The 22,214-nt window shown below is 34.7% G+C and carries 16 protein-coding genes; 4 read left to right on the top strand and 12 right to left on the bottom strand.

Annotation, left to right across the window (positions count from 1 at the left end; genetic code table 11):
* The 5 genes from H5V42_RS06545 to H5V42_RS06525 all read right to left on the bottom strand — a co-directional run bounded on the left by H5V42_RS06545 (position 1) and on the right by H5V42_RS06525 (position 7,010).
* Positions 1–1,788 (bottom strand): tetratricopeptide repeat protein, encoded by a 1,788-nt coding sequence (locus tag H5V42_RS06545; protein ID WP_185782342.1) that lies wholly within the window; start codon positions 1,786–1,788, stop codon positions 1–3.
* 76 nt (positions 1,789–1,864) lie between these two features.
* Positions 1,865–4,060 carry a PepSY domain-containing protein gene (locus H5V42_RS06540; RefSeq protein ID WP_185782341.1) on the bottom strand — a complete coding sequence of 732 codons (2,196 nt, stop codon included), beginning with the start codon at positions 4,058–4,060 and terminating at the stop codon, positions 1,865–1,867.
* 11 nt (positions 4,061–4,071) lie between these two features.
* Complete coding sequence (locus H5V42_RS06535) at positions 4,072–4,560, bottom strand: DUF2271 domain-containing protein (RefSeq protein WP_185782340.1); 489 nt, start codon at positions 4,558–4,560, stop codon at positions 4,072–4,074.
* Positions 4,561–4,570: 10 nt separating this feature from the next.
* On the bottom strand, positions 4,571–6,070 hold the full coding sequence (locus H5V42_RS06530; protein WP_185782339.1) for an ankyrin repeat domain-containing protein: 1,500 nt from the start codon (positions 6,068–6,070) through the stop codon (positions 4,571–4,573).
* A gap of 7 nt (positions 6,071–6,077) precedes the next feature.
* On the bottom strand, positions 6,078–7,010 hold the full coding sequence (locus H5V42_RS06525; protein WP_185782338.1) for a DUF6607 family protein: 933 nt from the start codon (positions 7,008–7,010) through the stop codon (positions 6,078–6,080).
* An 89-nt stretch (positions 7,011–7,099) separates the two neighbouring features.
* Here H5V42_RS06525 and H5V42_RS06520 point away from each other — a divergent pair, with 89 nt between their 5' ends.
* Together H5V42_RS06520 and H5V42_RS06515 are read left to right on the top strand one after the other, a co-directional pair.
* On the top strand, positions 7,100–9,205 hold the full coding sequence (locus tag H5V42_RS06520) for a TonB-dependent receptor plug domain-containing protein (RefSeq protein ID WP_185782337.1): 2,106 nt from the start codon (positions 7,100–7,102) through the stop codon (positions 9,203–9,205).
* A gap of 16 nt (positions 9,206–9,221) precedes the next feature.
* Positions 9,222–10,100, top strand: a complete 879-nt coding sequence (locus H5V42_RS06515) for an HmuY family protein (RefSeq protein ID WP_185782336.1) — start codon at positions 9,222–9,224, stop codon at positions 10,098–10,100.
* Positions 10,101–10,633: 533 nt separating this feature from the next.
* Here the strand turns inward: H5V42_RS06515 and H5V42_RS06510 are convergent.
* The 4 genes from H5V42_RS06510 to H5V42_RS06495 form a co-directional block, all read right to left on the bottom strand.
* A complete protein-coding gene (locus H5V42_RS06510) occupies positions 10,634–11,554 on the bottom strand; it encodes a sensor histidine kinase (RefSeq protein WP_185782335.1) in 921 nt (306 codons plus the stop codon).
* Between the two features lie 119 nt (positions 11,555–11,673).
* Positions 11,674–12,945, bottom strand: coding sequence for a serine--tRNA ligase (gene serS, locus H5V42_RS06505; RefSeq protein ID WP_185782334.1), 1,272 nt, complete (start codon positions 12,943–12,945; stop codon positions 11,674–11,676).
* A gap of 126 nt (positions 12,946–13,071) precedes the next feature.
* On the bottom strand, positions 13,072–14,394 hold the full coding sequence (locus H5V42_RS06500) for an HTTM domain-containing protein (protein WP_185782333.1): 1,323 nt from the start codon (positions 14,392–14,394) through the stop codon (positions 13,072–13,074).
* A complete protein-coding gene (locus H5V42_RS06495; RefSeq protein ID WP_185782698.1) occupies positions 14,391–15,323 on the bottom strand; it encodes a bifunctional riboflavin kinase/FAD synthetase in 933 nt (310 codons plus the stop codon). Before H5V42_RS06495 ends, H5V42_RS06500 begins: the two co-directional genes overlap by 4 nt.
* Before the next feature lie 50 nt (positions 15,324–15,373).
* Between H5V42_RS06495 and H5V42_RS06490 the strand changes: the two genes are divergently transcribed.
* Both H5V42_RS06490 and H5V42_RS06485 read left to right on the top strand, forming a co-directional pair.
* Positions 15,374–19,123 carry a reprolysin-like metallopeptidase gene (locus H5V42_RS06490; protein WP_185782332.1) on the top strand — a complete coding sequence of 1,250 codons (3,750 nt, stop codon included), beginning with the start codon at positions 15,374–15,376 and terminating at the stop codon, positions 19,121–19,123.
* The gene (locus tag H5V42_RS06485) at positions 19,120–19,824 is read left to right on the top strand and encodes a hypothetical protein (protein WP_185782331.1); all 705 of its coding nucleotides are present in this window, start codon (positions 19,120–19,122) and stop codon (positions 19,822–19,824) included. Before H5V42_RS06490 ends, H5V42_RS06485 begins: the two co-directional genes overlap by 4 nt.
* A gap of 1 nt (position 19,825) precedes the next feature.
* Here the strand turns inward: H5V42_RS06485 and pth are convergent, their stop codons facing one another.
* From pth to H5V42_RS06470, 3 genes are all read right to left on the bottom strand, one after another.
* Positions 19,826–20,458 (bottom strand): aminoacyl-tRNA hydrolase, encoded by a 633-nt coding sequence (pth, locus tag H5V42_RS06480; protein WP_185782330.1) that lies wholly within the window; start codon positions 20,456–20,458, stop codon positions 19,826–19,828.
* Positions 20,459–20,538: 80 nt separating this feature from the next.
* The gene (locus H5V42_RS06475; protein WP_185782329.1) at positions 20,539–21,159 is read right to left on the bottom strand and encodes a 50S ribosomal protein L25/general stress protein Ctc; all 621 of its coding nucleotides are present in this window, start codon (positions 21,157–21,159) and stop codon (positions 20,539–20,541) included.
* A gap of 68 nt (positions 21,160–21,227) precedes the next feature.
* On the bottom strand, positions 21,228–22,169 hold the full coding sequence (locus H5V42_RS06470; RefSeq protein WP_185782328.1) for a ribose-phosphate pyrophosphokinase: 942 nt from the start codon (positions 22,167–22,169) through the stop codon (positions 21,228–21,230).
* Between the last annotated feature and the right edge of the window lie 45 nt (positions 22,170–22,214).

Here is a 22,214-nt window from a genome sequence, read left to right as displayed (position 1 = left end):
TTAATTAATACTATCACCTCTTAATCGCCTAAAGTTTTTCCGTGCCTCAGGAAAGTAATAACTGTCTTGATAATTGTAGATTATTTTTTCATAAAGCGGTTTTGCTTTTTCTGGTTCACCAAGTTGATTTTCATACAATTGGCCTAAAGCAAATAAGGCATCATCCGCTAAAATACCATCTGCGTAAAACTCAATTATTTTAATGTAATTGAATTCAGCGTCTTTATATTTTTTCTGACTTATTTGTAATTCTGCCTGGCGCAACAAAGCTTCATCTTCTATTTTTTCACCTTTATGGTTTTGCAAAACATCTTCTAAAATTTTGATAGCTTCATTGGTCTTATTTTGATATGCCAAGAGGTCTGCTCGGGCATATTTTTTTAATGCTATTTGGGTAGAATCTTCAAAAGTGTTATCAGAAATTAACAAGCTAAGTTGCATGGCATCATTAGCTATTAATTGCGATGTAGACCCACGTAAAACTTTAAGTTGAGTGTGTGCCCAATCAAAATCACCTTTGTAGAAACTGGTTTGTGCTACCTTAAATCGGGCATCTTGTCCGAGCACATCGTTTTTTAGTTTTTTCTGAATTTGACTGTAGTAAATAAGCGCCTCATTAAATCTTTGGTCAAATACTAAAATGTCTGCTAAGGCCATTTTTAAATACGCCTCACCAAACCTACCCATAGGTTGGTCTAACATATTTTTAAGTAAAGCAATTGCGGGTTCTGGTTCTTCTTTTTTAAAGGTTAAAAAATTTGCATAAGCAATTTGTAATTGAATTGTAGCGGGTTGATAACCATAAGTTTCTAATAATTCTTCAAATTTCTTTTGAATGCTTTTATAGCTATTGTCTTTAGTGTTAAGTAGCGCAATGTCTATAAGTCGTAATTCAGCATTTAGGGTTGCTTCTGGTTGCTTTGCATTAGAAGCCAAAAATTTAAAAACATTTTCAGAAGTTTCTAAATCTTTATTCTCAAAAGCAATGTCTCCAAGATTTCTTAGCCGTTCTTGTGAAGCTCCGTTGGAACGTTTGTAAATGGCTTTTTCTTGAGCAAAAGAGCTGTTATATTGGTTTTGTTGAATAAATAACCAACTTAACATTTCATTCCAGATAATATCTGGGTTTTTCTGCGCATTCTGTAACAGCGTTTTTCTTAGTAGTACATTGTTAGTGTTATTTGGATCTTCAGAAATAAAATCGTTTAGCTGTCGTAATACATTTGACCTTGGCGTTTTGCCTTCATATACCAATTGAAGGTAAGACTGGTACATTTTTTCAATTTTACCTTGCTCACCATAAATTCTTGCTAATTGAAAATTATAATTCAACTCAGGTTTTAGTTCCATTGACCGCGTATAGGCTGCAATAGCTTCATCTAGTAGTGCATATTTTTGAAATCTATAACCCACACTATACCCAAAATTGGGGTTTTCTTCAATCTTTTCAATAGCCCGATTGTAAAAGATTTTAGCGTTTTCTGACTGATTTTGCAATGTGTAATTATAACCTAGTTCAATGTAAAATGTAGGAAAAACAAAAGGTTGTTTTAATTTCTCTTCAAGAAATTGTTGTGCATCTGAGAAACGTTCTAGTTGCTGATAACAGGCTACAAGGGCTTCAGAATAATCTGTTCTTCTAGGGTTCTTTCCTACTAGTTTTTCATAAAAAACAACCGCTTTTTTAAAATCACCATCTTCAAAATACTGCTTAGCCAAAAAATCGTCTTGCCCAAGGGCTGTAACGCTTAGCAGAAAAAATAAAATTAAAAATAGGGGTGAACGCATAACGTAAATATAACGTCGCTTTTTAAAGTATTGTGTTAAGAGGATTAGAATTTCTTAAAGTTAATTAAATCTAGGTTCAGTAACAGTCTGTTTTTAGCTGTTCGTTTTCTTCAAAAGTTGCAAGGGATTCATTCAAATAGGTTTGTGTAGCTTTTTCTAGAACTTGTAAAACTTTATGCTGCATGGCTAAAGAACCGCAAATCATTATAACTGTACCATTTTTTAAAGCTGTAGCTATAAATTCTTCTTGCTGTAAAAGCAAATCTTGAACATACTGTTTTTCTGACTCACGAGAATACGCTAAATGTATTTTTTGAAGTTTACCATTTGTTAGAGGTTCCATTAAAAATGGTTTGTAAATAGTGTAAGAAGCCTTTGTTCTACTACCCCAAAATAGTTGTATTGGAATTTTATTTTTGTTTTCATCAATTAGGCCTAAGAAAGGAGCAATACCAGTACCGTTGCTTATGCATAGAATTGATTTTGCCTGAGCAGGAAAGTTAAAATGGGTGTTTTTTTGAATGCTAGCTTCAATAGTATCTCCTGCATTTAATCTGCTAAATAGTCTTGAGCATATGCCAAAATCATGAATTTTTATACTCAACAAAATTTGATTTCCGCATTTGGCGATGGAATAGAATCGAGGTACATCATCATTATTTGGCCTATAGGCCAAAAGGTCCCCAGAATTAAATTTAATTTTTTTCTTAGGTTTTAATTGAATTAAAAAGGTGTTGTCCGTATTAATTTCTGAATGATAACTAACTTCAAATTCTAATTGTTTACCCGTTTTATTCTTAGGTAAATAAGACGAAACTTTAAGTTCTTCTCCAACTTTAGAATTCCACTGATTCACCCAATTTATAAATGCATCATGCGATTGATTATTAATTTCAGTTAATGCTGTTGTTTCATTAAACGAAGGATGATTTTTCAATGCATGAGATACATCTTTGGCAAATTGACAGTATTTAGGATAATTTAATGAACCAAAACCAATGACTGCATAATTAATTTTATTGGGTTGGTTTATGGTATGTAATTTTTCAAGAAACCTACGTGCATTTGTTGGTGCTTCACCTTCACCGTATGTAGAAGTTAGAACAAATAGCTTTTCAGCTTGTTTATAGGTGGAATACGTATTCATTGGGGCTATAAAAACACGTTTACCATTTTTAATAAGTGCTTTTTGGAGCGCCAAAACAAAACCATTAGTATTACCGGTTTCTGAACCATATAAAATGATATGAGTGCTTTCGTCTTTTGTGAATTCTACCTTAGTAATGGAATTTTTAATTCGATTACGCCACATCATAAAACCAGAATAGATAAAAAACAAAATAGAACAACTGGCTAAAAGTAATACCAAGGACCATAAAATAGAACCTTGCCCAGTATGAAGTCTAAAGCTCATTTTACTTGCTAAAAATGTAAACGGATAGGGTAGTTCACTTAAAATGTCTCCGGTGTATTGGTGAACATATAATTCTTTTTTTCTGAGTGAAACTTCAAAATAATCCTCTGGGAATGGTGAAAATGGAAAATTTACAGTTCTCACATCGGCCATTTTAATAGTTTTAAAAATGGCCAATTCAGATGGTTTAACCCTTTCATCGACATCTACTTCTGGTTCAGCCATGGTGTGGGTTACCAATGCAATAGGGAGTAATGAAAACTTTTCTGCAGATAAATATGTACCTGTGGCTGCAATCAGAATAATGGGAAATAAAAACCACCTTCCAAGAATTACGTGGTAACGCAATTCAAAATAGTCTTTTTGAACCTTTGAGAAAAGCTTTGCTAATCCGCCTTGTCGCTTTATTATTAAGAGTAAACCTGTAAAAGCAATAAGACATAATAAGAAAGAAATTAACCCAACAAAAAATCTACCTATACTTTTTAAAAATAACGAACGGTGAAGATTGGTTGAAAATTTAAATATAGGATGTTGTTCTTCTGGTTCTCCAAGAGCTTCACCTGTGAGAGGATGTACGTAAACTTGCTTACTATCACCTTGTTTGGTAACTATATCTGCTATTATAAAGTCATCTTGGTCTACCTTTAGCGTTAAAACTTCGTCATATTGGTTTTGTAAAACCCCAATAGTTTCAGCTAGGCTTACTTCTTTTAAGTCAACAGGATGGTAAGGTTTTATAGCTGATTGCAAAGGCTCAAAAGCTAAAATTACTCCTGTGAGCGCAGCAAGAATTAAAAAAAGGCCCGATGAAAGGGCCAATACTAAATGACTATACCTCCAAATAGAGATGGTCATATGCTTTTAAATTATTGTTGAATCATTCTTATGTATCTAATGTAACCTTTACCTTCTTTTTTAGAAGCCAAATTTGCTGTGGTCAAATCAAATTCTACATCGTCTACATAATATTCATGGTCTTCTACAGCCGACTCAAATCGTAATTTGTATCCTGTATCTATTTTATCTGTAGGTATTTTAAGAATGGTCATTTTGCGTTGACCTCCGGTAACCGTTTCTCCTACGATACCATCAAGAGTAGGTCTCTTAATGCCATATAAATTTTTCCACCAGGCAGATAAATCTCGATACCATTCGGCATCATCACCTTGAACGTAAAGCGTTTCAATATAATTGTCTTCTTTATCTATCACTGATACTACAAAATAAGCCCCTTCACCCTCATAATTTGTTAACTGTATCATACATTTATAATTCAACGTTTCTGGGGCTTGGTTGAAGGCAACAAGACTTATAGCACTTACGAGGAGTAGGGTAAGAACAAATATTTTTTTCATTCTACAATTTTTACAGCTTTAAAAAATCTAATTCAACTTGGTTTTTCTCTAATAATTCATTTTCTGAAGCAAGGTCAAATACCGTCTCTTCAAAATCTGTTTTTGCAGATACATCTGCACCGCGCGAAATTAAATATTTTAAAATTTCATCATTGTTTGCAGACAAGGCTGCAAGGTGTAAGGCAGTATTACCTTCATTGTTTTTTTGATTAATAGGAATTGAGAAATCCTCTAATTGCTTTAATAGCTTTAAATTATTTTCCTTAGCGGCAAGATGTATTAACGTATTATCATTATGTTGAGAAGCTTTAAAGTCTACTTTAGATTGTGCTAAAAAAGCCTTTTTTTGGTTAAACTCTTTCATATCTCTTGGACGATAACTTTCTAGCCAGTACAATGCCAAAGAATTTCCATCATTGTCTGTGGCTTTTATGTTTACTCCTTGTGCAACTAAAAAGCGTATCACATCAACAGAATTATCTTGGGTAGCTAAATGTAAAGCAGATTGTCCTTTGTTGTTAACGGTGTTGATTTTGTCAACCTTTTGAGCTAGCAGCTTAATGATTTCTAAATTGTTATTTTGGGACGCTAGCATAAATGGGGTATTTCCTTCACTATCAGCAAGATTTACATCTAAGCCTGAATTAATTAGGTGTTCAAATAAAGCAACATCTTTATTGCGGCTAGCTAAGAGATGAAGTAAGTTTTGGCCTTTTGTATTTAAAATTTGGTTAGAAAGTCCTAATCCTTCTAAATACGTAAAAACTGCCAACCCATTCTGGTTTCTACGTGTTCCTCTGGCAGCTGAGAATAAGGCATTTTCACCTTCTTTATTAATTAACCTATAATCTACTCCTTTTTCTTTAAGTGTTTTTAAAAGTGAAATATTTCCGCTACGGGCTGCATAAGTAAACACACCGTTACCTAGGTTGTCAGTACTACTTAATTTTAACCCATGACTGCTCAAATAGTTGATAATACCAAGGTCTTTTCCATTAGATGCCGCTAATAATAAGGCATTGGCTCCATTATGAGTGGTTGAATTTAAATCGGCTCCTTTTGCTAGTAAAGCATCGTAAATCGTGGTGTCATTTAATCCTGCATTAGCAGAAAAATTTACTACGGAATAACCATGGGCGTCTATTGCCGCAGCGTCTGAACCTTTGGCTAGTAGCTTATCAACTACTTTCTTGTTGCCAGAATAGGCAGCCCAATGTAGATAAATTCTACCGTCATGGGTTAGTTTATCAACACCGTTACCTTCTTTAGAAATAATATAAGCAATAGTTTCTGGATCAACTTTTTGTAAGATGGCATAGGTTGGCCCATCAAAAAAGGCTGCATTACGTTCGGTAATATCATTACCTTCTGTTATAAGTGCGTCGATTTCTGCAATACTTGGATTGGAATTCCAAAATTCTCGCTGAAGAAATTTGTTTTCTTGGGCAGTAAGATTAACACTAACTGTTATTAAAAATATAAATACAAAGAGCTTAAAAAGAGTTTTCATAGTTTGTTTATTTGCTTTTCGCCATTTTTGTTTTTGAATCATCAACAAAAGCGTCAATTACACTACTAATTTCATTTTGTTCAATAAGCTCTTCATTAAATAGATGTTTGTATAGAACCTTATTGTCAACTTTTTCTTTTAAAGTAAGATCTGTTTTTCTAGAAAATACTTCATCCCATTTTGTTCTTACGGTAGCCCACTTTTCGCTATTAGCTGTCCACCAATCCGCGGCAGCTTGGCAGCGAGAATTTGGCACTTTTACATAGATATTATAGCCCTTTTCTTTAGCCAAAACCACATCTTCTTTTCCGGATTCACGAATAATTTTGGCATTGTCTTGGTCATGAACCCAACCATTCGAAGTAATTTCATGTCTATTACCACGCATAGTAATATTATAGTCAGCTCGGGTGGTGTATTCTCTTCTAGGTAATGGGGCAGGTGTTGTATTTTCCCAATAGCTTTTACCGTCTACATGTACCCAAGAAGCGGTGCCTTCGTAACGCGGACTATCATCCACTTGATATACTTTTTGCGTCCACTGACCATCTACATTAGCTGATGGTTTTTGTTTGTAGGACCAATTATTGTCGCCATTGTATAAATAGAAATCAGTATTCTCATATAACCAATCTTGCCTCCAATGTTTGACAATCATAGGTTCAGCAGGGTTGCCTGCTTGTAAAATGTGTTGAATTACAATTTTATCGTCTTCATCAGTAACCAATTGTGCCCACTCCAAACCTTTATCAACTTTGGTTTTTGAAGGTTTGTAAAGGGAATCTTGACTGTAGTTAAATGTTTCGGCAAAATTGAAGGTAACTTCAAAACAACCGCACATTTCTTTAATAGATTTTTTATCCATTTCTTTTTTGTCTTGTGCATTAAGTCCACACATTAGAACTAGCAATAACACTGAAAGTAATTGGTTTCTTTTCATTTTGGATACGATGTTTAGCTAAAAAAATTATTTATTTTTATTTAGAATGATTTAAAATAAGATATATATTTGGCTCAAATTTATGCAGAATGAGTCTAAATAAAAATAAATTTTTCTTCTTTTTTTCATTTTTTACGCTTTTGATACTTAATATTCAAGCTCAAGAAGAAGAACAAAAAGACTCTATTCTAACACAAGATTTAAATGAGGTGGTAGTTACAGCCACTAGAACTGTAAGGCAATTGTCTTCGCTCCCCCTACCAGTGACTTTAATTCCTCAGAGTCAGTTAGAACAAACAGGAGTAACACGCTTAAATGAAATTTTAGCTGAACAGACCGGCATTATCATGACTGCTGATGCCACTGTTGGTGGGGGTGAGGGAGTTCAAATACAGGGTATTGCTTCTGATTATGTCTTAGTTTTAATAGATGGCGTTCCCGTTGTTGGACGGAGTTCTGGTAATTTGGATTTAAGCAGGTTTGCTATTGGAAACATCAAACAAATTGAAGTTGTAAAAGGACCTTCGAGCAGTCTTTTTGGTTCAGAAGCTTTAGGTGGTGTTATTAATATAATTACAGAAAAACCATCATCTGAAAAAATTAGTGGACAGCTAAGTCATCAGATTTCAACATTTAACAATCATAATTCTAACCTTAGTTTTAATCAACGAAAGAAAAAGTTTGGGTATTCTTTATTTGTTGACCGACTGAGCACAGATGGGTTCGACTTAACATCTTCTGATAACAGTCAGACAGTAAATGCATTTTCTAATTATACAGTAAATGGGCGATTGTTTTTTGAACCTTCAAAAAAGATTAGTGTGTTTGCTTCGGGTAGATATTTTTATCAAGATTTTGATATTGCTCCAAGTACGAGTACTGAACAAGATGCAAATGCTCTGATACGAATAGACCACAATGCGAGCCCAAAAACTAACCTACAATATGAACTGTACTACACTAATTATATTACAGACGAAGAAGCAATAGATTTAAATACTGACACTATTCTTTTAGCTAACGACTTTAATCAAAAATTGTTTAGACCTGAAGTTCGTTTAAACCAAAAGTTTGGTGCTCATAACTTGTTAACTATCGGTGTTGGTTTAAATTTTGAAACTTTAGAGCGTACGCTTTTTGCTGACAATGTTTCTTTTGAGTCGCAATACGGATATATTCAATATGATTTTAAACCTTTATCAAAACTAAACGTAATCCTTGGTGGTAGGTTTGATAATCATAGTGAATATAATTCGCAATTAAGTCCAAAACTTTCTGCACGCTATCAACTATCACCAGATGTTGCAATCAAAGGTTCCGTGGGGAGCGGATTTAAAGCGCCAGATTTTAGACAGTTGTATTTAGATTTTACCAATGCATCTGGTGGCGGATACTCTGTTTTTGGAAAAGAAGTTGAATTGGCTGGTATTCAAAGATTGCAAGAAAATAATGAGATAGCCAATCTCGCTGTGGATACTTCTGAACTGGGAGAGCGATTAAATGCTGAAAGTTCAGTTGGCTATAACTTTGGCTTGCAATTAAAAAAAGGAAGTTTCACCACAGATTTAAACGTATTTAGAAACGCTTTTAAAAATTTAATTGATACTCGAATTTTAGCTGCTAAAACCAATGGGCAAAATGTATTTGGGTACATTAATAGAGAAAGTGTTTACACCCAAGGAATAGAGGCGGAGTTAAAATACAATGGATTTAAAAGCTTAAATCTTATTGGAGGTTATCAATTATTGTTTGCCTACGATAAAAACAAACAAGATGAAATTGAGAATGGGGAAGTATTTGCTAGAGATCCAGCAACTTTAGAAACTGTTAGGCTTGAGTCCAATCAATATTTTGGATTAGAGAATAGGTCAAGACACACCTTTAATTTTAAAGCATTTTACAAAATCCCAGCTTGGAATGCCAACGCCAATTTAAGAGTTATTTACCGCAGTAAGTTTGGTTTAACAGATAGAAATGGTAATACAATTTTAGACGATTTTGATAACAGTTTTGTTAAAGGGTATGCATTAATGAACTTCTCCTTTGGAAAAACTTTTTTTAAGCATTACCAATTACAATTCGGAGCTAATAATCTTTTAAACTTTAAAGGGAGTAACCCTCTCGCTTCACAGGATAGCGAGGTTTTAATTAATCCTGGAATTCAATTATTTACGCGATTAAACATACAATTTTAAAAACCAAGAAATGAAAATGAAAACATCAAGATTTATTGTATTAGTATTTACAGTATTATTTTTCACAGCTTGTAGCAATGACGATGCCGGTGAAGAGTTAAAGGAATTTACCTTTACGGCTATTTCACCAGATTCGGGAACCGTGGGTACTGAAGTAACGATTACTGGCACTAATTTTCCTGAATCTACAGATGATGTAACTATGACTTTTGGGGGAGTTACCGCTACAATAACGTCAATTAGTACCACTCAATTGACTACTACAGTTCCTCAAGGTGCTGTTTCAGGAGAGGTTGTTATATCAGCAAACGGTTTGGTGCAAACATCCCCATCAAGTTTTACTGTACTTGCAGAATTGGAATCTGGTATTATGGAAAATTTAGAGGCGCCTCAAACTGGCGGTCAAGGGGAAGAAGTAGGCGGGCCATTTACAAAATTTAGCTTTGAATCTGGAGAAGTGACAGCTAGTGAAACAGAATGGGATATTGCCTTTAGAGGTACCACTATTGCAGTAAACGGAGGGGGAGTAACGGGTACTGCTGATGAACCTGAAAGAAATGGTAATGCAGGAGTAGCAGTTGAAACAGGAACTTTTTCTGAGGTAACCTCTGCCGAGGGATTAACTTATGCACAAGATGCCGATGGTGCTTTTGCAATTGCTACAGGTAGTGGTAGCGGTTGGTACAATTATAACGGAGCAACATTTACAGTAACACCTATACCTGGTAGAGTGTTTGTCTTTAGAACTCATGATGGAAATTATGCTAAAGTTGAAATACTTAGTTATTATCGTGATGCCCCGGCGGAACCAGATGCTTTTACAGACGAGTCAAGAGTTTATACATTTAACTATGTCTACAATCCTAATGATGGCAACACTTCTTTAGTTAATTAAAATTCATTATGCTAAAAAATAAGGTTAGCAACTAATTTTAATTTGATTACTTAATAAAAAAACTGGGGCATAAGCTCCAGTTTTTTGTTTGGATAAAGTTTAAAAAAAATACGCTCTAGGGTTGTAGGAAAATCCGATGGTTTTGTGCCAAATCCGTAAAAAATTTATGGTTTTTAAGTAATCAAAATTTTAAAAATGAGTTTAATTTTGTTGCCGATTTTAACTAACACATTAACCATTGAACTATAAATCAACATTAGCACTGCTGTTAGCAGTGTTGGTAACTAACAGTTTCCTTTTTGATAGCCCCACTAAGTATACTGTCTCAGTTGATTTTCCTATTTCAACATCATTTTTCATAACAATTTTGAGTTAGTTGGTTGGTAGGGTAGGGCAACACTACCCAATATGGTTTGCAGTTAAACTGCATACTATCAAAACTGGGGCAAAGCCCCAGTTTTTTATTTAATGACCTTCCTAAAAACTCTCCAAAAACATCATTTCTCTTGATTTTTTGGTATAGGTAGAAAGCTTTATTTTTTCAAGGGTAAACAAATTGTAAAACAGCTTCCATGGTTTGGTTTACTATCTATTTTCAAAAATCCATTACAGTCTTTTAAATAATTTATGACAGCATTTATACCAAAACCAGAGCCTTTTTCTTTTGCAGTTCCTATTTTGGAGAAATAGGTTGAGGAGTCTAAAATCTTACTTATTTCTTCATTAGTTAGCCCAATGCCAGAATCTTCAATTGAAATATTGAAATACTGTTCACTTTTATTTGACTCTATTGTTATAACACCTCCATTAGCTGTGAATTTTATGGCGTTATGATATAGATTTCTAAATGCAAAACCAAAAACATCCTTATCTGCATAAACCATACTATCTATATCTTTTACTTGTATATGAAGTTCTTTTTTGGTTAATTTTTCTTTATACAATTGAATAGTATTTTTTATGATTGGTTCAATGTTAAAAATTTCTAATTTAACAGGTGTTAATCCTTCTTTACGGTTAGCCCATTCTAAAAGAGAATTTTGTAATTCTAGTACACGGTCTATCTGTTGTAAAAGTTGTTGGCCTAATTTTTTGTTCTCATTGCTGCTTAAAGTACCCTCGAATTGTAACTCCATAAATCCTTTGGTTTGTATTAATGGAGAACGTACATCATGAGCTATTACCGAAAGAAGTTTTTTATTGGTGGCATTTAGCTCCACTAATTTTTGATTCTGACGTTTGATTTTTTTAACGTACTGGCCAATAAATTTTGAGCAAATTGGGCCAACTATTGCGGGAATAAGAATTGTTGGTAATAAGCCTTCTTCAAAATCATTCATTCCTACTATTCTTACATAAATAAGATATAATAATACAGAGATGATTACTGAAAAAATACCTATCCATAGCGGTTTTGTCCAAATCTCATCAAATGAAGAAAGTTTTTCTAGCATATGGGGGTCATCACATAATTGCTAATGGTTAGAACCTTAAAGTTAGATTAATTTATTTAAAACCAATAAAGATTCTCAGTCTCTTCAATTTTGATGATTTAAAAAACCAAGATTATTTTTTAAGAAATAATATCAAAACCACAATAAGGTACCAATACTTCTGGAATTTTTATTCCATTTTCAGTTTGATAATTTTCTAGAATACCCGCTAAAACTCTTGGTAATGCTAAGGCACTTCCATTTAAGGTATGCGCTAATTGCGTTTTGCCATTTTCATCTTTAAATCTTAGCTTAAGTCTGTTGGCTTGAAATGTTTCAAAATTTGAAACTGAACTTATTTCTAACCATCTATCCTGAGCTGTAGAAAACACTTCAAAGTCATATGTTAGCGCAGAAGTAAAACCTAAATCACCTCCACAAAGCCTTAGAATGCGGTATGGTAATTTTAAATCGCGAAGCAAATTTTTAACGTGTTCTACCATCTGATCAAGGGCTTCATAACTGTGTTTTGGATGCTCAACACGAACTATCTCTACTTTGTCAAACTGATGTAAACGGTTTAAACCCCGAACATGGGCGCCGTAACTGCCGGCCTCTCTTCTAAAACAAGGGGTGTAACCAGTTAGCTTTATTGGAAAATCATCTACTTTAACAATGTCGTCTCTAAAAATATTGGTTACTGGAACTTCTGCCGTTGGAATTAAATAAAGGTTGTCACCAGTAACATGGTACATTTGACCTTCTTTATCTGGTAACTGTCCGGTTCCAAAACCAGAGGCTTCGTTAACTAAGTGGGGTACTTGTATTTCAGTATAGCCAGCTTCAGTATTTTTATCTAAGAAGTAGCTTATTAAAGCTCGTTGAAGGCGGGCACCTTTTCCTTTATATACTGGGAAACCGGCACCAGCAACTTTTACTCCTAATTCAAAATCTATTAAATCATATTTTTTAGCAAGTTCCCAATGCGGAAGTGCATCTTCAATTAGTTTTGGAATTTCTCCTTCTCTAAATACCTCTTCATTGTCTTCTTCTGAGCTTCCTGCTGGCACAAGTGCATTGGGAATGTTAGGTATTTGATATAATACTTCTTGCAATTCTGTAGCAAGCGTATTTAAATCTTCTCCTAATTTTTTAGAGCTTTCTTTTAATTCAGCTGTCTTAGCTTTTAATTCATTGGCTTCAGCTGCTTTACCACTTTTGTAAAGCATTCCAATTTCTTTAGACAACTTGTTAGATTCTGCCAAAGTGCTATCTAACTCTGTTTGTGTAGCACGTCTTTTTTCATCCAAATCTAATACCTGATTTAGTAAAGGTTCGGCATCTATATTTCTTTTTTTAAGTGCGGCTATAAAAGCCTCTTTTTGCGCTCTTATGTGCTGTAACTGAAGCATGGTTTTATTTTGAAGGGCAAATTTAAAGTTTTGTGACTTCTTGGGGTAATAATTAATGGTAAAGAATACGGTTGCTTGTTGTTTTCTGCATTATAGCTAACCATGAGAAAGTTGAATTCAACTATGCTATTGGTATTCTTCCGGAATCAAAATCCATTCATTTCTACCAAAATAATTCCATTTTGCAGCAGCCATATCAATTTCGGGGTTTATAAAGGTGTGATATGTTCCTTGATTCACTTTTACTTTTCCAGAAATATACACTTCTACAGCTTCACCCTTATCGGCATAAACCTTTTCTAATCGCTGGGCAAATTGCCACATAAAATCTGGATAGCATCCTATACGTCTGCGCTGTTTTTTGGTGAGATACTCTTCAAGTTTTACAGAAGTAACCTTACCAGTTTCTTTATTCTTAACTCTAAATTTGGCGTAACCAGACCTACTGCGTAACATCATACGCCAACTTAAACGGTGACCTTCCTCTGTCCAAAGTACATCTGCAGGTATAATATGATGTCTTAATGGAAGTATGATTTGAATGATAAAATAAATACCCAGTGTGGTTACTAAAAAGTTACTTTTTTTATAATTAAAAATAGCTGCTGCTTTAGTAGCGGAATCAATTGGTTTACGAATAAATAGTTTTCTTATAGATTTTGCATCAAAAAAGAAAACACAAAAGGCTAAAGCTAGATAAGGGAATATTCCTATTCTAAAAACATAACTATTGAATAAATGAAAAAAGATTGCAAAGGCAAAGGCGATTTTTCTTGTAGGTTTCCACAAAAGGGCAGGAACGATTAACAAATCGAAAACAATACCAAAAACACCAACTGATTTATGTACCCAAGATTGTTGCAGAAATTCACCTACTAACCAATAATTTCTTTTGCTTTTCATCAATAGTTCAACAAAGCTGTTATCAAACCAATCAGCATACAACTTGGCAACAGATGCATAGGTGTAAACTATAAAAAGGTGTACAATTATTGCCCAGCGCACATAATTGTACATAAAATCGGTTTTTATACTTGGATTTAATTTAGCATCTAATGAAAAATTTCTATTAGCTGGTAGAAAAGCCATTAAAAATGCAATTAACATTAATAAGTAATAATGATTATTGTAGGATGTTTTTTGCATAAGATAAACACCGCTCCAAAGTATTGCAAAACCAAAAGCACTCCACTTGTATTTGTACCCCAATGTGATTAATATTCCGCAAATACCCATGGCAATAAAATAAAAATACATGCCATTACCTGGTAAGGGTTGCAGCCACTCAAAACCTATAAAAGAAAATGTAAATTCAGGCTCAATAAAGGTGCGCCTTACCCAGCCAGTTGCAATGGCTCCAAACGCTTCTGCACAAACTAGTATACCATAAAAGACTCTAAAAACAACGAGTTGAGAATTGTCTATCTTTTTAAAAAGAAAGTCTTTCATTTTGCCGAGGCTATAAGTTGTTGGGCGGTTGCTTTGTCTTTATGTAATTGTGAATTTAAAGCGGTAAGTGAATCAAACTTTTGTTCGCTACGTATGTGTGCTATAAACTCTACAGTAATATGTTCGTTATACAGGTCTTCGTTAATGTCAAATAAATTAACCTCTATTGTTTGCTTGTTGTTACCAATTGTAGGGTTATATCCAATATTCATCATACCGCCTGCGGTCTTACCAGCAACGTTGCAAGTAACCGCATAAACCCCAGTTTGAGGAATAAGCTTATAATCTTCTTTTATTTTGATATTAGCTGTTGGAAAACCAATGGTTTTACCTAGCCCTTTACCTTTAGTAACACTACCATTAAGCATATACCGGTAACCTAAATATTCATTGGCTGTTTCAATATCTGAAGCTAATAAAGCTTTTCTAATTTTAGTAGAGCTTACAGAAACATCATCAATTTCTTGAGCTGAAATTTCTTCTACTTCAAAGTTGAAAGTGTTTCCAAAGTTTATTAAGTCAGTAATGTTGGCATTTCTGTTTCTACCAAATCTATGGTCGTAGCCAATAATTATTTTTTTAACGTTTAAACTATTAACCAAAATATCTCTTACAAATTCTATAGCTGTCATTCTAGAAAAATCTTTGGAAAAAGGATGAATTAGGGTATAGTCTAACTCCATTTTTTCTAAAATCGAAATACGCTCATCTAGAGTATTTAGAAGCTTTATGTTAGTGTCTTTTTGTAACACCATTCTTGGGTGCGGAAAAAAAGTAAGTAGAATAGATTTTAATCCGTTGGCTTGCCCATTGGTAGTTAACCTTTCCAATATCTTTTGATGACCAATATGAACACCATCAAAAGTACCAATAGTGATAATGGAAGGGTTTTTCTCGTTATAGTTGTTAATACCTTGGATGGTTTCCACTGGCAAAAAAAAAGGCTTATTTTTAGGAACTGTTAGGCCCCCAATATTTGATGAGAGCTAAATTACATCTTGTTTTTTCAATAGCCATATTTTTTGGTTTCTTTTATGCCAATGCTCAAAAAGGCTATTGGAGTAGTTTGCAACAGAAATCAAAACTTGTTTCTGCCAAAGCAAAAATGTATTCGCTTAATGAAGAGGCATTCAACAACGCCATTTCTGATGAGAAATCTAATCAGATTAAAGTTAGCTTTCCTGTTTTCAATGGTGCTTTAGAAGAATTTGAGGTTGAAGAACATTCAGTTTTACATCCAACCTTAGCTCAAAAATATCCTGAAATTAAATCGTATGTTGGGTGGTCTGCAGATAGGTCTAAAAAGATACGTTTTAGCCTTTCTCACCGTGGGGTACAAGCTATGATTGTAGATATTGAGAATAATACCTCTCTTTTTATAGAAAAGGAGAATAAGTTGTCACAACAATATACGTTACACGAAAAACAACAACATCAACATTCTTTTTTATGCAGTACAACCAATAAGGGTACACATGACCATACCGCAAAAGAATTTGAGAATATTGGCCTATTAGTCAATGACCAGACTTTACGTAAATATAGAATTGCTGTTTCGGCTACTGGTGAATACACACAATATCATGGTGGTACAGTGGCTGATGCTTTAGCTGCAATTAATGCGACTATAACACGAGTGAATGAAGTCTTTGAAACCGATTTAGGTATAACTTTAGAGCTCGTAGCTAATAATGATGAAATTATTTTCACAAATGCTTCTACTGACCCGTATACAAGTAGTTTAAATAGTCAAGTGCAAAACACCTTAACTACCCTAATCGGAGAAGCAAATTATGATGTTGGTCACTTGTTTCATGAAGATAATAATAACGGTAATGCTGGTTTTATAGGGTCTGTTTGTGCTGACGGTCAAAAGGGGAGCGCTTTTTCTTCTGCTTTGGTTCCTGAAACTGACTTGTATGATTTAGACTATGTGGCACATGAATTAGGCCATCAATTTGGAGCCAACCACACATGGTCTCATACCAGTGAGGGTACAGGAGTTCAAGCAGAACCTGCTAGTGGAACTACCATAATGGGTTACGCTGGTATCGTGGAAGGAAATAATGTTGCTGCTAATGGTAGCGATTATTTTCATTATTACAGTGTACAACAGATTACAACATATGTGCAAACACAGACCTGTTCTGTAAATACCGGTTTGGGCAACAGTGTTCCTGTAATTATTGAAAACAATGATTATATAATTCCAAAAGGAACAGCTTTTATGCTTACGGCTTCAGCTACCGATACAGACCCATTAGATATACTTACCTATTGCTGGGAGCAGCTAGATAATGGTGTAGTTACAAGAACATCTTTTGGACCAGAAAATCCGGTTGGCGCTAATTTTAGGTCAATTCCACCGAGTACAAATCCCACACGATATTTTCCTCGTTTATCAAGAGTTTTAAATGGTGAACTCACCCAAATTTTGCCAGAAACTGGTTCAGTATGGGAAACGGTAGCAACCATTGAACGTGAACTAAATTTTGGATTAACCGTAAGAGACAATGCCGCTCGGGGTGGTCAAATAGCTTCAGAAGAAGTAAAAATTAATGTTACTGGTAGTTCAGGTCCTTTTGTGGTTACATCACAAGCTGAAACAACAAGTCATGAGGCTGGTAGCACCATTACGGTCACTTGGGATGTTGCCGGAACGAATCAGAGTCCAATAAATGCAAATTTTGTTGATGTCTTTTTATCAACTGATGGTGGTTTTACCTACCCTTTTACCCTTGGAGAGAATGTATTAAATTCAGGTTCGGCAACTGTTCAATTACCAGGTAGTGCAGCCACAACTGCCGCACGTATTATGATAAAAGCAAGTGATAATATTTTTTATGCTTTAAACGCTACCAATTTTGAAATTACTTCTACAGCTATTGTTTTAGGTTTTGAAACGCTAAGTTATACGGTTTGTAAGCCAGATGATTTAAGTGTTAATTTCGATTATGAAACGTTCAATGGATTTTCGGGTACATCTAATTTAAGTGTTGAAGCTCCGGCAGAATTGTTTACAAGTCTGTCAACTTCTACAATTTCTTCACCCAGTAGCAGCGTTACCCTTGATTTAACCCAAATTAGTAATCTAGCTGTAGGAAGTTATCCCATAACGGTTAACGCTATTTCTGGTGCAGTTTCAGCTGCAACTACCTTTACCTTAAATGTTTATGATGATGCTATTGAAGATGTATCCTTGCTTTTGCCCTCAAATGAGGCTGTAAACGCGGGGGTAAATCCTCTTTTTCAATGGAATGCTTTGGTAAATGCTGACAACTATGACATAGAAATAGCAACAGATGAATTGTTTGCAAATGTGGTGGAAACAGCAACAATAAATACAACTAGTTACCAATCGCAAAATTTAGAAGCAGAAACGGTCTATTATTGGAGGGTACGAGCCAATAATAGCTGTGCTTCAGGAAATTTTGGTTCTCCATTTAGCTTAACTACATCACAAATCTCGTGTAAAGTTTTTGGTGCAGATGATTTACCAGTAGCTATACCAAATGCAGGAACTTCAATAAATCAATCTGTAATAAATGTGTTTCAAGATGTAGTCATACAAGACGTAGAATTGTCTATTGATTTAGAACACACTTTTGTTTCTGATTTAATTATAAGCCTCATTTCTCCATCAGGCACAAAAGTGGTATTGTTATCTAATAATTGCGGTACTTCTAATGATATTAGTGCAGTTTTCAATGATGATGGGGATGAATTAAATTGCGCAACCACAGCGCCAACGGTAACCGGCATCGTTAGGCCGGTTGGTAATTTGTCAGCTTTTCAGGGAGAATCTACTCAAGGAGCCTGGATTTTAGAAATAAATGATACCGCTTCAGGTGATGGCGGTAGTCTTGTAGATTTTTCAATTACTTTTTGTGTAGAAGGTTTGTTTAGGCCAGATGAAGATGAAGATGGTGTATTTGATGATGGTGATGATCTTTGTTTAGGTACTCCAAAAGGTGTTGAAGTAACTGCAGATGGATGTGCGGTGTATCGTTTTGCGCAAAATAATTTTTCGATAGAAGTTCAAAGCGAATCGTGTAGAGCAAATAATGATGGTCGACTGATGATTTCAGCGCAAGATACTACCTTAACATATACCGCAAATTTGAGTGGTATAGCCGATACCTTATCTGAAACTTTTAATGAGACGCAAACATTTGGCAATTTAGCTCAAGGCAATTATACCTTATGTATTTCGGCAATTAATGATGATATTGTTTATCAAGAACAGTGTTTTGATATTGTAGTTGCAGAGCCAGATGAACTCGATGTTGATAGCTTATTAGATGAGGTTAATTTTACAACAACGTTAGACTTAAATGGAGGAGATTTGTACAATATTGAGCTTAATGGAGTAGTTACCCAAACCAGAGAAAGTAATATTACCTTACAACTTATCAACGGAACTAATTTTGTAAGGGTATATACCAATTTACCGTGCCAAGGAGAGTTTGCTAAAACTTTTGCTATAAATTCAGGAATGACTGTAATTCCGAATCCAACACAAGATTTTGCAACACTTTTCTTAAATGATTTTACAGGTTCTTACACCATGAAGGTGTTTGCCTATGATGGAAAACTTATTCTAAATAAAAGAAATTCTACAAACAGTGGTCGAGTGTCTGTAGATATGCGTGAATTACCACAGGGATTGTATTTTATAACTATTTCTGCAAATAGTTTGCAGGAAACCTTTAGAATTTTAAAACGATGAAGCAGTTTCGTTTTTTATGGGTGCTTTTACTAGTGTCAGTGCTAGCTTGTAAAAAGGGAGATGACAATGACCCTGAGCCCGAACCAATACCGCCAACAGCTTCACAGTTAGTGTTTCCAGAAGCAAACTCTGAATGTACAACAGGTATTTCTATTTCAGATGAATTGAGTGAAGTTACGTTTAGATGGCAAGCTGCTGAAAACACAGAATTATATACTTTAAATGTGGTAAATCTTTCCACTAATATTCCGCAAACTATTGCTACAACCTCTTTAAATGCTACCTTAGGTATTGCCAAGGGTACTCCATTTTCGTGGAGTATAACTTCTACTAACACCACATCTGAAGTAGTTGTAACAAGTGAAACTAGGTTGTTCTATAATGCTGGTGCCCAAGTTAATTATGCGCCATTTCCTGCTCAAATTTTAGAACCAAAATCAGGTGAAACGGTTCAGAAGAACGATACTGATGCTATTGTATTACGTTGGATTGGTGCAGATGTAGAAGACGATATTATTTCTTTTGAGTTATTAATTTCTACAACTACGCCTGAAGAACTCACAGCAGTTTATACAGGGCTAGATACTGCTTACTCTTTGGTAGGTGTGCCTTCTGATACTATAGTGTACTGGAAAGTAATTACTATAGATGCTCAGGGTAATACCTCAGACTCAGGAATGTATGATTTTAAAGTGTTTTAATTTACGAACCATTATATTTATTCATGGTATTGTTAACACCAGCGAACATAAAAGATTTTAATACTTCCGAGGCTTTGTCTAAACGTTCAGGCATTAATTTATTTTCTTCTTCATTCCATTCACCCAACACATAATCTACCTGTCTTCCTTTGCCAAAATCAGCACCAACGCCAAACCTAAATCTTGTATACTTTGTAGTCTGCAATTGATTTTGAATGTCTTTGAGACCATTATGACCGCCATCGCTACCTTTAGTTTTAACTCGTATAGTACCAAAAGGGAGATTTATGTCATCAGTGATTACAAGAATGTTATTTAAAGGAATACGTTCTTTTTCTATCCAATAACGTACAGCCTTACCGCTTAGATTCATGTAGGTAGCTGGTTTAAGACAAAGGGCCGACCTTCCTTTAAATTTAAACGTACAAATAGCTCCTAGTTTTGCATTTTCAAAAGAAAGTTCTTCGTTACTAGCTAGGTGATCTAAAATTTTGAAACCTATATTGTGTCTAGTGTTTTCGTATTTATCACCAATATTACCAAGTCCAACTAAAAGAAATTTTTTCATAGGGTCTGTTTCTGTTAAAACAACTGCGGTTTCTTCAGAAAATAAAGATTTTAAAAATTGAAACAAAGTGTATGGTTTTACCCAAAAATACAAAAGCACCCTGATAGTGTTTCAGAGTGCTTTTGGTTATTACTAATTGAAAGGGTCTAGCTTTCTGCTGGTGCTTCTGCAGCAGCTTCACCACCTTCTTCATCTTCATCTTCGTCTTCATCTGTAACAGCATTACGAGAAGCTTTAACCTGTACAACAGTAATGTTGTCTGGGTGCATAATAGTGTATTCATCAGTTTTGATGGTCTCTACAGCTACTTTTCCACCAATCTTTAATTTAGAAATATCAATGGTAATTTCATCTGGTAATAAGTTAGGAAGCGCTTTTACAGATAATTTACGCTTTCTAAACAACAATCTACCACCGTTTCTAACCCCAGGAGAATTTCCTTCTAAACGAACAGGAATATTCATTGTAATTGCTTTGTCATCGAATAACTGGAAAAAATCGATATGTAAAATTTTGTCAGTTACTGGGTGAAACTGAATGTCTTGTAAAACCGCTTTGAACGATTCGCCGTTTTCTAATTCAATTACTACAGTGTACGCGTTTGGAGTGTACACCAAGTCTTTGAACGCTAGTTCATTAGCTGAAAAATGCATTGGCTCTTCCCCTCCGTATAACACGCAAGGGACCTTTCCAGCATTACGTAAGGCTTTGGTTGCTACCTTGCCCACGCTTTCTCTTTGGGATCCTTTGATCGTAATTGATTTCATAATCTATTTATTATTTATTTAATTTTTATCGAAGTGTAATTAGCTTATTCTAATTACGTAGTCGAAGGCTACATTATAAATTTTGACGAGATTGAAGTATTATGGTGAACTCTATGCATAACATCTGCAAATAAATTAGCACAACTTAATACTTTAATCTTAGGGTGATTATCTCTTGTTGGTATTGAATCTGTAATGATTAGTTCTTGTAATTTAGACTTTTCAATACGTTCATAAGCGTTACCAGAAAGTAAACCGTGAGTTGTTATGGCTCGCACGCTTAAAGCTCCTCTTTCCATCATTAGGTCAGCTGCTTTAGTTAATGTGCCGGCTGTGTCAACCATATCATCAACTAAAACCACATTTTTACCAGTAACATCACCAATTAGTTCCATGTGAGAAATCTTATTGGCTTTTGCTCTTTGCTTGTAGCAAATTACCACATCGCTTTGAAGCGCTTTAGAATAGGCATATGCTCTTTTTGAACCACCCATGTCTGGTGAAGCAATACAAAGGTTATCTAATTTTAATTCTTTTAAATAAGGTAAGAACAAGGTTGATGCAAATAAATGGTCAACTGGTTTTTCAAAGAAGCCTTGTATTTGGTCTGCATGCAAATCCATAGTAATGATTCGTGTAGCGCCAGCAGTTTCTAACATTTTAGCGACTAACTTTGCAGCTATAGGAACCCTAGGTTTATCTTTTCTATCTTGTCTTGCCCATCCAAAATAGGGTAATACTGCGGTAATGTGTCTGGCAGATGCTCTTTTTGCAGCATCTATCATTAACAACATTTCCATTAAGTTCTCAGGACCTGGATTGGTTGAACCAATAAGAAAAATACGAGCTCCCCTAATAGATTCTTCAAATGAAGGCTGAAACTCACCATCACTATATCTAGAAAATAATACATTACCTAGGTTAGCACCATAGGCGGCTGCAATTTTTTCACCCAAAGCTGTGCTTTGCGTACAAGCGAATATTTTTGGTTCTGGAACTTGGTATGCCATTTTAAAATGAAATAGCTGCCGATTAGCAGCAGCTAGTTTTTTTGC

Origin of the sequence: Croceivirga lutea (assembly GCF_014235875.1) — a bacterium.
Lineage (GTDB): Bacteria > Bacteroidota > Bacteroidia > Flavobacteriales > Flavobacteriaceae > Croceivirga > Croceivirga lutea.
This window is presented reverse-complemented; position numbering and strand designations above follow the sequence as displayed.